The organism is Blastocatellia bacterium, assembly GCA_025055075.1.
GTDB lineage: Bacteria > Acidobacteriota > Blastocatellia > HR10 > HR10 > HR10.
Map to the genome: position 1 here is coordinate 13,101 of JANWYV010000016.1, position 12,050 is coordinate 25,150.

The 12,050-nt window shown below is 61.7% G+C and carries 10 protein-coding genes and 1 tRNA gene; 5 read left to right on the forward strand and 6 right to left on the reverse strand.

Features of this window, described 5'->3' with window-relative positions:
- Positions 1–35 precede the first annotated feature (35 nt).
- Positions 36–335, forward strand: coding sequence for a hypothetical protein (locus NZ746_04580; protein MCS6816641.1), 300 nt, complete (start codon positions 36–38; stop codon positions 333–335).
- A gap of 11 nt (positions 336–346) precedes the next feature.
- Here NZ746_04580 and NZ746_04585 read toward each other — a convergent pair whose 3' ends face one another.
- The 3 genes from NZ746_04585 to NZ746_04595 all read right to left on the reverse strand — a co-directional run bounded on the left by NZ746_04585 (position 347) and on the right by NZ746_04595 (position 2,619).
- Entirely contained in the window at positions 347–718 is a 372-nt protein-coding gene (locus tag NZ746_04585; GenBank protein MCS6816642.1) for a hypothetical protein, read from the reverse strand.
- A 215-nt stretch (positions 719–933) separates the two neighbouring features.
- A tRNA-Arg gene (locus NZ746_04590) sits at positions 934–1,010 on the reverse strand.
- Between the two features lie 223 nt (positions 1,011–1,233).
- Positions 1,234–2,619, reverse strand: a complete 1,386-nt coding sequence (locus NZ746_04595) for a TolC family protein (protein ID MCS6816643.1) — start codon at positions 2,617–2,619, stop codon at positions 1,234–1,236.
- Between the two features lie 276 nt (positions 2,620–2,895).
- On the opposite strand from NZ746_04595, the gene NZ746_04600 reads away from it, so the two are divergent.
- From NZ746_04600 to NZ746_04615, 4 genes are all read left to right on the forward strand, one after another.
- Positions 2,896–3,105 (forward strand): hypothetical protein, encoded by a 210-nt coding sequence (locus NZ746_04600; GenBank protein MCS6816644.1) that lies wholly within the window; start codon positions 2,896–2,898, stop codon positions 3,103–3,105.
- A gap of 90 nt (positions 3,106–3,195) precedes the next feature.
- Positions 3,196–3,369 (forward strand): hypothetical protein, encoded by a 174-nt coding sequence (locus tag NZ746_04605; protein ID MCS6816645.1) that lies wholly within the window; start codon positions 3,196–3,198, stop codon positions 3,367–3,369.
- 19 nt (positions 3,370–3,388) lie between these two features.
- A complete protein-coding gene (locus NZ746_04610; protein MCS6816646.1) occupies positions 3,389–4,342 on the forward strand; it encodes a hypothetical protein in 954 nt (317 codons plus the stop codon).
- A 185-nt stretch (positions 4,343–4,527) separates the two neighbouring features.
- Positions 4,528–6,588, forward strand: coding sequence for an MBL fold metallo-hydrolase (locus NZ746_04615; GenBank protein MCS6816647.1), 2,061 nt, complete (start codon positions 4,528–4,530; stop codon positions 6,586–6,588).
- Here NZ746_04615 and NZ746_04620 read toward each other — a convergent pair.
- The 3 genes from NZ746_04620 to NZ746_04630 all read right to left on the reverse strand — a co-directional run bounded on the left by NZ746_04620 (position 6,557) and on the right by NZ746_04630 (position 11,841).
- On the reverse strand, positions 6,557–7,744 hold the full coding sequence (locus NZ746_04620) for a hypothetical protein (GenBank protein MCS6816648.1): 1,188 nt from the start codon (positions 7,742–7,744) through the stop codon (positions 6,557–6,559). The two genes, NZ746_04615 and NZ746_04620, sit on opposite strands and share 32 nt — an antisense overlap.
- 17 nt (positions 7,745–7,761) lie before the next feature.
- Positions 7,762–10,848: a TonB-dependent receptor gene (locus NZ746_04625; protein MCS6816649.1), complete on the reverse strand. Its 3,087-nt coding sequence runs from the start codon at positions 10,846–10,848 to the stop codon at positions 7,762–7,764.
- Positions 10,849–10,959: 111 nt separating this feature from the next.
- Positions 10,960–11,841, reverse strand: a complete 882-nt coding sequence (locus NZ746_04630; protein ID MCS6816650.1) for an NAD(+)/NADH kinase — start codon at positions 11,839–11,841, stop codon at positions 10,960–10,962.
- Positions 11,842–12,050 lie beyond the last annotated feature (209 nt).

Genomic DNA, 12,050 nt, shown 5'->3' on the forward strand with positions numbered 1-12,050 from the left:
GCGCTATGATGCTTCGCTCTCACGGGGACGAGGCGATGAAGACGGTGCAATGGATGGAAGAGCAGCGCGCCCTCCTCGCGCGACGCGCGGATAAGATGGTACGCGTGGCCGCCGCCCTGTTTCTCGTGAGTTGCGCGCTGGCTCTCGGCGTCGTGATCGCGCGGCGATGGGCCGATCATCCGGCGGGCATGTATATCGTGCTCGGCATGGCGTTGCTGTCGGTCGCCTTGATCGTGGCCGCCTTCGGCATGTTGTTGCCGCTTCCCTGGATCATCCATCAGCTCAAACAAATGGATGAGCTCATCGCCGAACAGCGGCGCCGCGAGGGATCGTAATCCGTCGCGCCTCACGGTTCGTAGGCGAGCAAATCTGCCGCCAGCACGTCGCCTTTCTTCGTGAGATGGTGAAGAATGAGATGCACGTCTCGCGATGAACCGTACAACAAAGGGAGCACATCGGCCAGAATCTTCCCATTCCCGGACTCCGGCCCGCCACGCGGATCCACCTCCACGACGAGCGCGTGACGAATAGCAGCGGCTTCTTCGCTCGCGGTCTCGGCTTGCAAAAGCACCATCTCAGGCACATCCACCAAACGCAAGAGCGCTTTGATCGTCGGCTTGTTCGCTTCATTCAAAAGGCGCACGCGAAGCCGATCCCGAGCGAGCAACTCGGCTTCGGTCAATGACGTCGAGAGCACAAGCCGCACGGTCGGTTGCATGACTCCTCTCCCGATGAGCGAATCTCCCGATGGCAAATGTACGCCAGAGACCCACGCGCTGTCGAGCCGAAGCGATGAAGGGTTGATTCCGACAGAGCACGCGCATGCGAGCGCCTGAACTTCGCCCCGAGCGCGCACAGTTGAGGCGAGATTCCCACTTCCTCCGGACAGCGCATCTGGAAAGGGGGGACCTCTCCATGGCAGATCCGATCACCTGGCGCGCCCGGGGGGACTCGAACCCCCAACCCTTGGATCCGAAGTCCAATGCTCTATCCAATTGAGCTACGGGCGCGCGAAATCAGCGAGTGAAGAGAATATCACACCGCATTCCCCATCGTCCAGAGTCGCCACGCGTCCCTTCGGAAGACCCGCTCGTGCAGAATCCGCATCAGCCGTCAGGGTGTGAGGGACGGATCTCTCCCACATGCCCGTCTTTCGCGAGAGGTCATGAGCGCGCCCGCTCCAACAGTCAGTCGAGCGGGGGTGTCGAGACGCGAAGGGTTCGGGGGAATCGTTCATCGAAAGAGCTGACGGATAGTGCCCATAGCGAGGGCTAGCTCCAAGCGAGCCAGATTATGGGCGTAGAGCGCCGCGATGTGGTTCTCTCGCGCGCGTTGCAGGCGGGTTTGGGCATCGGTGACTTCGAGGCTCGTGGTCACGCCGGCTTCGTACCGATGGCGCGCTTGTTCGAGTTCTCGCTCGGCCAGTCGCAGGCCTTCCTCGGCGACTTTCACCTGCTCGTCAGCCAAGCGCACGCTATCCAAAGCGGCCCGCACTTCCAGCTCGATCTGTCGTCGGAGGTCCTCCGTCTGCACCTGCTCTTGCTTCCATGCGGCTTGAGCATCCGCGCGCCGCGCCTGGCGCCGACCACCGTCGAAGAGGGGGAGGCGAAGCGCGACTCCAAAGGTTCGCGTGGGGGCCATGTGCGTGAGGCTTGATCCAATGGTCCCGTAGTCGGCGAATCCCACGAGCGAAGGCAATCGTTCCCACTTCGTCGCACTGTAAGCAAGCTGCGCCGCCGCTTCACGCTCTCGCTGAGCCGCGTAGTCGGCGCGCGAGCGCCACGCCGTCTCCAAGGCATGCGCCAACGTCGGCACCTCCATCGGCCGGTAGGTGAGCGCATCCGTCAAGTGCAATTCCGTCTCCAGCGGAAGCCCGAGCGCCTTGAGCAATTCCAACTGCGTGCGTCGCCATTCGTTCTCGGCGACGAGCAACTGCTGCCGCTCATGCATGAGCTGAACCTGCGCACGCGTGACCTCAATGCCGATGCCCGTGCCCACGGCCTTCTGATCTCGAGCGAGCTCGAGTAAGGCTTCTGCCAAGGTGACATTGGCGCGCGCGGTCGCCAGAGCCGCTTCAGCCCGAAGTGCAGCCAAATACAGGCGGGCGACGTGGCCAGCCACCTGATCGCGCACGCGTTCGAGATCGATTTGGGCGGCCTCCACGCCTGCATTCGCCGCTTGAAGGCGGCGCACCAGCGGGAGATCGAACAACGTCTGCGTAGCCGTCGCGCGCAGATCAAAGGTCATGAACGGTCCCACGAAGGGACGAAATCCGGGGAACGGGATCCGAATGCCCACCGCGTCGAGATTCAGCGTGCGATTTTGCTGACTGAGCGAGGCCTCGACGTGCGGCAGAAAGGCGGCCCGCACCTCGTCTCGTTGTGCCGCTACGCGACGGAGCTGGTGTTCGACCAAACGCACGCGCGCGTTCCCTTCCGGAGCGAGCGCCAAGGCCACAGCCTCTCTCAGGCTGAGGGAGAGAACAGGGCGAACGCTCCGCTCGGGATTCGACACCCTTTCCTGTGCCGCGCCAATGGAAGGAAGGAGAAGGAGAAGGACCAGGGGCACGTATTGCCCTGCATGCGTTTGCCACGCGCTCCTCAGAGATACCTCACGCATCGTATGACCTCCTGAGAAGATGACTTGTGGAAGACACTGTGTCCACGACGCGTGAGATTTTGCCCGAGAGACGACCCAACTGTCAAAAAAGCCAGTCCCCAAGTGAGATCGCGACGTGCATCACAGGACGCTTCTCGGAACCGACCGTGCGCGTATCTCGCTGGAGGGCTCATGAACCTCACTGGGTTCGTCGCACGGAGGAATGATCTTCCCGAGGTCTTCGACGCTAGATAGCGCGCGTTCGGCCGATTAGATTCTCCGCAGGAGGGGGCGGCGATGAAGGCCCGCGCGAAACGAGTCGGAGGCATGATGTGGGTTTTGATCCTCCCTTTGCTCGCCTTCCAAGTAACCTCTCATGATCCTGTGCTGCTCATCCGCATGCCGGATGAGACGGCTCTGGCGAGCGATCCCTCCGATGCCGATATCGCCCGCTTTGTCGCCGAGCGAAGTCCACACTTGCAGATGACCGCGTCCGATCTCATTTGAGATCGGGCTTTCGCCCGTCAAGTGCTCGGGCAGCGACAGATTTTTGAGGAGCTGGCGGCCTTCCAGGCACAAGAGAAGACGAGGGCGCGAGTGCGGTTCATCGCCTGGGCCGATGCCTTTCGCTTTTTCGCCGACTACGTCTCGGACCAGAGTAATCCGCCGATCGTCGCGCAACTGGGCGACACGTGGGCGGCCTACTTTCGTTCGCTCGGCGTCGTGGCCTACGAACGGCGACACACTTGGGACGTGCGCGTGTTGTGGTAAAAGATATGGTCACGGCCCAATGCACGCCAGGACCGGTGCGCGCGAGTGGGGGAGCGAAGTTTCCACAATTGATACCGCGCTGCTTTTGGCCGGCGTGCTCACGGTGCGGCAGTGCTTCGCTTCCGATCCCGAAATCGTCGCGTTAGCCACGACGATCTACGAGCGGGTGGATTTCCCCTGGATGCTCAACGGACACCCGACGTTGCTGTCGCATGGCTGGACGCCGGAGGGAGGATTTCTCTCCGCCCGTTGGGACACTTACAGTGAGCACATGATCCTCTACCTTTTGGCCATCGCCTCGCCGACGCATCCGATCTCGCCCGAGGCCTGGTATGCCTGGCGGCGGAATCCCATCACCTATGCCGGCTACACGTACATCTACGGCGCGCCGCCGCTTTTCATCCATCAGTATTCGCACGCCTGGATAGACTTTCGTGGTCGTCAGGAAGAGCGCGGAATGCGCACTGATTGGTTTGAGAATTCGATCCTGGCCACGCGGGCTCATCGAGAATTTTGCCTTCGACTCGCCCGGGAATTTCCCCTGAGCTACTCGGAGAACGTGTGGGGGATCACGGCTTCCGATTGTCTACGGCAGGGACGGGTGCAATATTGCGACTGGGGTGGGCCGCCGCCACCGGGCTTTCCCCGCGATGGACGCATTGACGGCACGGTCGTCCCGAGCGCCGCCGCCGGTTCGCTCATGTTCACACCGGATATTTCGGTGCCGGCACTTCGCACGATGCGTGAACGATTCTCCACTCAATATGGCGAGCGTTTTTATGGCCGCTATGGCTTCACCGATGCCTTCAACCCCACGACCGGATGGGTGAATGCGGACGTCATCGGCATCAGCGTGGGCATCACGCTGCTCAGCGCTGAGAACCTGCGTGCCGGAACCGTCTGGCGCTTTTTCATGCGCAATCCAGAGATCGAACGCGCCCTCGATCTCATCGGTCTCCGCATCAAGGAGTAATCACGCCCACCGCGTGCGCTCCTCATGAGAGATGCAGTCCTCGCGCCCCTTCCTCGATCACGGTGAAGATGGCTGACAGAGCGGATCTCGGCGAAGGCTCGCCGTCCAGTTTGCTCTGAGCGAGAGTCGGCCCTTGGTTGGCGAGTTTTTGTGGTTCCTGACGCGCGTCTCTTATAATGATCCCCATGAGGCCCTGGAATGCGACCATTCGGAAGTCCATCGCTCTCCTTCTCATCGCTCTCTGGCTCGAAGGATCTCCGCTACGGGCGCAAGAAGCTCCGCTTCGCATCTTCTTCCCCGATGTCGGCCACGGGCATGCCGCGCTCATCATCTCCCCGACGGGACGCACGCTGCTCATTGACGGCGGTCCGGATGGAATGGGGCGCGCTGTCCTCGTGCCGCTCATGCGCGATCTCGGACTCACTCGCCTCGATGTGATGATCGCCACCCATTACGATGCCGATCACATTGGCGGGTTGGATGAAATCGCCGCCATCTTCCCTCCGGCTGTCGCCTATGACAGCGGCGATCTCACAGCTCCGCGTACAGGCCGATTCTTCGCCGAGTATCTCCAAGCCATCGGCGCAGCTCGTCGCACGCTGCGCGCTGGAGACGTCCTCGATCTGGGCGATGGTGTGGTCGCGACCTGTGTGGTCGTCAACGGCGATCTCCTGAGCGGCGGACGCCTCGGCATCTTCGGCCGAAGCGATCCACTCGACCAATTGGACAATAGCGCCTCGATCGGTCTCCTCATCCAATACGGGGATTTCGACCTCTTCATCGGAGGCGATCTCACTGGTGGCGGCTACGGGACGACAGATGTCGAATCCACCGTCGCTCAGCTCGTCGGCGATGTAGACGTCGTGCAACTGAATCATCACGGCAGCGCAACGAGCAACAATGCGACGTTCCTCTCGACGCTCAAAGCCGAGGTGGGAATCGTGCAAGCGGCGACGACGAATACATTTGGTCATCCGAGCGTCGAAGTCGTAGATCGCTTCATCACCGTGACGCCGACGAACGGTCTGACGCCCATTCCCCCCGATGGCGACTTCCCGCCTTCTCGCCCTCCCTTCCTCTTTCAAACGCAAGCGAGTCCCCCCTCGGATGCGCGCGTGAGTCATCAGGGGCATGTCGCCGGAGGGACGATCGAGATCGAGACGGACGGACGCCGGTATACCGTGCGCGGCAGACTGCTGCGACCGCGTACGTTTCCGACCGATGACGCAGAACGTGGTGTGCGCACGGATTTCCCACCGACGGTTATCGTGAGCGCGTCTCCTATCGTTCCGCAGGCCGGGGAAGCTGTTCTCCTCGCCGTGCAAATTGCGGATGATTCCGGGCGAATTCGTTCGACCCGTTTGACCTTCTCCACGAACGAAGAGGAGCCCGCGTCTCTGCCGCTCGTGCGTCTCTCAGAGAAGCTCTTCGCCGGGGAGATCCCCGGGCAGCCAGATGGGACGTTCGTGCGCTATTGCATCACCGCGGAAGATGAGGTGAGGCATACGACGACGGCGTGTGGCGAGTATTTCTCCGGCATCACACCGATTCGCACCGTGCGCGCTGTAGACGCGTGGGGCGTCCCGCGCTACGAAGGCGCGCCCGTTCGCATCATCGGCACGGTGACCGTCGGAAGCGGGACGTTCAACCGAACACAAACGGAGATCTTCGTCGAGGATGAGACCGGCGGAATTCGCGTCTTCGACCTGCGCGCGCAGAGCCAGGTGGTGAATCTCGGAGACCGCGTCATGGTCACCGGGCGCGTGAAAAGCTTCAACGGACTTTTGGAACTCGACATCACCAATCCGCTGCCCATGCCGCCATTCCCTTCCCCGTTCGGCATTCGCGTGCTCGACCGCCCGGATGCAGAGCCCATTCCTCGATCCGTGCGCCTCGCCGATGTGGGCGAGGCTCGCGAGGGACAGCTCGTGCGAATCGAGGGGGTGAGGATCACTCAGGGCGCGATCCCGCCATCTGGGAACGCGAACCTCACAATCACCGACGGAACGGGCATAACGACTATGCGCATCCTCGACTCGACCAATATCCCCGGCTTGCCGACGCCGATCGGCTCCTTCACTCTCGTGGGCATCGTCGGCCAGTTCGACCGCTTTCGTCCCTTCACCCGCGGGTATCAGATCCTCCCCCGCCGTCGCGCCGATCTCATCCCGGCCGCGAGCACTTCCTCCTCTGACCGTAATCCGGAGATGGAGCTTACCTCCCCGCTAGGCGTCGTACGCCGATGATCGCATTGGTCTGCGCCGCCCCAGAGGAATCCACGAAGAAGACCTCTCCGGTCACGAGACTGACCGCGAATCCGGCATTTTGATGAAAGAATCGGGAGACGGGGCTTCCGGCCCTGTTCCGGATCGAAGGATTCGCCAAGATCTCCGCCTCTGAAGCGAAGAGCGTAGCGTCGCCCTTTCCTCCACCGGCATTTCGGATCGCGATGATCCCCCGAGTGGCGGGATGTCCCGACGTCCCAAACGTGTTCAGCAGATAAATGGCATCATCCGATCCCACATCCACGCCGGAGTAGCCGACATCCGGAATCCCCAAGTCTGCTTCGATGTCCGTCGCCGCGACGAGGAGAGAGACCTTTCCCGTCCGGGGATCCACCTCCAAGAGATCATCCGTCGCCTGAGCGCGACCGCTGTTGATGACGACCAACGTTCCTCGCGATGGCCATACCGCGGCATCGTTGAGATCAATGTCCTGCCCGACGCCAATGACCGCTTCTAGCTGCGCTTGAGAGACAAGCTCCGAAGCGGCCGTTCGTCCTCCATCGGGAGCATGGACATCAATCTTCACGATGCTGTCGCCGTTGAAGGCGCCGAACCGGTCGTTCAGCAAAATGTAGGCCGTCGTCCCCAAAACGGCCATCGAGCGGTTCCCCTCGATCGAAGAGATGGGCTGGATGGGCATAAACGGCCGATCCAGACCGGAGATCAAGGCGACCTCTCCGCTTCGGGGATCAACGCGGAAGAGGTACGCCAGCTCATCTCCTCCCCCATCCGTGAGGATGATGATGTGTCCGTCTTCGTCCACCTCCACTGTTTGCAACGTCATCACGGCAGGAGCGGGATCCCCACCATTCTCGGCGTCAACTTTTGCCCTGAGCGTCGCCGTATCCGTGACCTTCGTGATGATCGGAGGAGTCACCGAAACATCGGCGATGAAGACTTCGTTGTTCGCGGCATCGGAGAAATCGGTGAAGATCAACCGACCATCGGGCGTCGCGCTCAACCGTCCGGGGCGTGCTCCTTTCGAGAGCGTCTTCTCCGCGATATGATCCCCTGACACGGCGAGACGCACCACAAGAGCACTGGCTTGCCGTCCCCATACGGGGGGATATATGAGGGCGAGAAAGAGGATCGCAACTGTCCACGTTTTCGCGTTCATGGCCTCCCTCCTAAGCTTCAAAACGTGACCCGCACGCCGAGCTGCAGATCGCGAGCGCGCAGGCCGAAGACCGGCTGCAGGAAATCGGCGCGCGGGCGCAAGGTGAAGACGCGCGAAGTGACGCCGCCGCTGCGCGTGGCGTCGTAAGCATCCACCTGCACGCCGGTGAACTGTGGCCGATTGAAGACATTGAAGGCCTGGATGATGAATTCCAGACGCCGTCGTTCAGCCAGATCAATCCGCTTGCGCAAGCTGAGGTCAATCTGATTCCGCCCTGGGCCGCGGAAGGCCCCGCGTCCCCAGTGCGGCGCGCGATCGTCAGGGACGTTGTCCTCGTTCAGATCCGTGTCCGTGCTCGCTCCGGCGAGATCAGCGGTCACGGCGCGTCCACTGGAGAACGTCGCGATCCCGCTCACGCTCCAATTCCCCAAGGCGTAGCGCAGGATGCGATTAGTGGCGTTCTTGAAGAATGGCATCTGCCAGACACCACTGATGACCAACCGCTGTCGCTCATCCAAGCTGGAGAGCCCGCGATCGCGACGCACGTCGAACGGATCGAGAATGTCGGTGAAGCGCCCATCGAGCGCATTGCGGATGTCATCGGTCGTCTTCGAGAGCGTGTAGGAGACCAGCAGCGACAGGCCGCGATGGAAACGGCGATTGATGCGCACGGCCATCCCGTGATAGATCGAATTGGCCGCGCTCTCGACCATATTGATCTGCCGGAAATTCGGGTTCGGCCGCAGCGATGCCGGCGAGACGACGCCAATGCGCGGGAATTGGAACGTGTGGACAATTCGTCCTTGCTCATCCAACACGCGGATGGTCGCCACGCCCGCCGGTCCTTCAAGCGGCGGTCGCACGTTGATGTTGCGCGAGCGCGAGATCTTCACCCCTCGCGTGAAGAGATAGGCCACCGAGACCGTCGTCTGCGGAAATAGCTCGCGCTCGATCTCCAGATTCGCTTGCTGCGTATAGGGATTCACGCGATCCGGCGCGAAGACCATGATGTCCGAGGACGGGTCGGCGAATCGAATCCCGCCCGGAGGCGTTTCCAGTCGCGGGAACTTCGTCTTCGAGAGATTGAGCGGATCGAGCGCGGTGATCGGTGGAAAGACGATCCCATTAGCCGCCAGGGCCGTCCCCGAGAGGAAGATGTTGATCGAATACGCGTTGTTGTTCGTCAGGACGTCGTTGATCATGAGATTGGGCGTCAGACCATAGAAGATCCCGTATCCGGCGCGAATGACCGTCTTCCCATCCCTGAACGGAGAGAGGGCAATCCCCAAGCGCGGCGCCACATTGTTCGTGTCCTCGTTGATCCGTCCCGTCTCCGGCACAAGCGGGTTTACGACAAGCGGACCTGGCAGCGTCTGCAATTCATACCGCACGCCATAGTAGAGCGTCAGGCGCGAACTAATGCGGAACGTGTCCTGGCCATAGAAGCCATAGACCATCGTGCGCTGCCGCACGAGCGGATCGCCGATGAAAAACCGTTGCGTATAGTTGCTGATCACGCCGTTCAAGAAGTCGGTGACGCTGCCAAAGCTGTAGGTTCCATTGACGTTGCTGGCGAAGAAATTTCGATCCACGATGCGATTGATGTCGAGCCCCGCTTTGATCGTGTGCCGCCCCCGAATGATCGAGACGTTATCAATCCATTGCACGCGGCGCTCGCGGGTGAAACGGCCTGGGAAGTCCCCCGGTCGAGCATGGAGGAACGTCCGACCGCCGAGATTGAATCCGGAGACGGTGATCTGCGGCAGGAAGGGATCGTTCGCGAAATCGCCCGTATCGTCGAAGACGAAGTTGAAGCGAAATTCGTTGAGCAGCGTGGGCGTGAGCACGGAGTTGAGCGCGATGACGCTCGTGTAGCTGTTGGTGAAATTCTTCGCGTTGCCGGTGACATTGGTCGTCGTCGTGGGCGTGGTGAAGACACCGTTTCGGGAATCGAACTGCTGGAAGTTGTGCGTGAGCGTGAGCGTGTGATTGGGCGTGATCTGCCAATCCAGCCGAGGGAAGAAATTGATCTGATCGAAATCGCGCGGGATGGAGCGCACGAGCGGACGGAAGAAGCGTTCGGCCAGCTCACGATCGGGACCGCGCAAGGCGCGAATCTCGCTCTCCAGGCGCGCGCCGAGGGTGACCGTCACCGGCTCGTTGCGAACCTGATGATCGTAGTTGAGGAACCAGAAGAGCTTGTTGCGGATGAGCGGCCCACCGATATTGCCGCCGAACTGTTGGCGGCGTTCAGGTGGCTTGGGCACGTTGTTGGCATTATTGAAGAAGCCGTTAGCGTTCCACGCATCGTCGCGGATGTAGTAGAAGGCCGTGCCGCGCCACTCGTTGGTGCCCGAGCGCGTGATGGCGTTGACGATGCCGCCGGCCGCGCGTCCGAATTCGGCCGAGAAGTTACTGTTGGCCACGCGGAATTCTTGCACCGTCTCCTGGCTGAATTGGAACGGCGCGCGCGTGCGCCCGCGAATCTCGCCGAAGTAGGCGTTGTTGTTATCGGCGCCATCCACTTGGATGTTATTGAAGACGCGATCCACGCCCGTGAAGCTCACGTTGCCGAAGTCGTCGGCTGCCGTCACGCCCGGCGTCAAAAGCACCAACTCCGTCCAATTCCGTCCATTCAGCGGAAGCACATCAATGAGCGCGCGATCAATGACCGTGCCCGGTTGCGTGCGCGTCGTCTCGATGAGCGGGAGCGTCTCGGCCGTGACGAGGACTTCCTCTCGAATGCCCGCCGGCTGCAGTGTGCCGTTCACCGTGAGGGCATCGCCGACGCGCAGCTCGATCCCTTCGAGTTTCAATTCGGCGAATCCCGCTTTGGCGAACGTGACCGTGTATGTCCCGGGAGGCAGAAGCGGGATGACGTAGTAGCCGACGGCGTTCGTCTTCACCGTGCGCGTCAGGCCCGTTCCGGCGTTCACGGCCGTAACGGTGACCTCCGGCACGACGGCTCCGGTGGGATCATACACATACCCCTCCAGCGTGGCCGCCGTCGCCTGCGATTGCGGGAAGGCGCGCAGAGGCGTTAGGGCGATGAGAAGGGCGAGGCCGATGGGGCCAAGGAAGCGAGCGAAATTGACGCATTTCATAAGTCCCTCCCTGAATGCCCGAGGTTCATCCTTCAGCCTACCGCTTAATCTAACACTGCCGCGCGGCCACAAGCAAGCGAAGGTCGGGCGAGACGTGAGGACGCCCGATGCTCATTTCCCCCAATAGAGCTTGTCACGCAGGACTTGAAAGTAGTTCTTGTTCGGCGGGGAGATGAGATCGAACGTCTTTGCGCTCTTGTGGACGATCACCTCATCCCCGACCTGCAGGGCGAAGCCGACTTGCCCGTCCAGCGTCAGCGTGACCTCTTCGCGCGGCGTGCGCAGGATGAGCTTCACGTCCGATTGATCCGAGATGACCAGCGGACGGTTCGTCAACATATGGGGGCAAATCGGCGTGATCACGATCGCGGCGACCGAAGGATGAACGATCGGTCCCCCAGCCGAGAGCGAATACGCCGTGGATCCCGTAGGCGTGGAGACGATGAGGCCATCGGCGCGGAAGGTCGTCACGGGCGCGCCGTCAATCCAGCATTCGATCTGGATGATGCGCGCCAGCGCGCTCTTGTTCACGACAGCATCGTTGAGGACCGAATATTCGGCCACGCACTGGCCGGCGCGATAGACGAAGGCATCGAGCATCATGCGGGAGTCCACGAGCGCCTCCTCCATCAGCGCGCGCTCCAAGGCGGGGAACATCTCCTCCAACGTGAACTCGGTCAGATAGCCGAGCCCGCCGAAGTTGACGCCGAGGACGGGAATACGCCGCCCGCCCATCAAGCGCGCCGCTGCGAGCATGGTCCCATCTCCTCCCATCACGACCAGCAGGTCGATCGTCGAAGGCAGCTTCTCAGGGGGCACGAGCGTGGCCCGACATCCAGGAGCCATTTCCTCGATGATCGGTTCAGCGACAAGCTCAATGCCCCGTTCCGCGAGAAATCGCGAGAGATGCTCGATGATCGACCCCGCCCCCTTGATCTTCGGCTTGACCATGAGGCCGACGCGATGAACGCGAAGTTTTCGTCGCTCGAGCATACCCACGGGGTATTATCCGCGAGGCGGGGTGGGTTTTCAATTCCCGTCCCCTCGGACGGGATGGCGCACTGGTCGGCGCGATGGCCGATGCCCTACAATCGCCAAGGGGGGTACAGCCGATGGAATCGCGCGCGGTGCAACAGCAGGAGATCGCCGCTCTCCTGCACGAGCTGCGTGGGGGGGCATCGCTCGGCGAGCGCATGCGACGC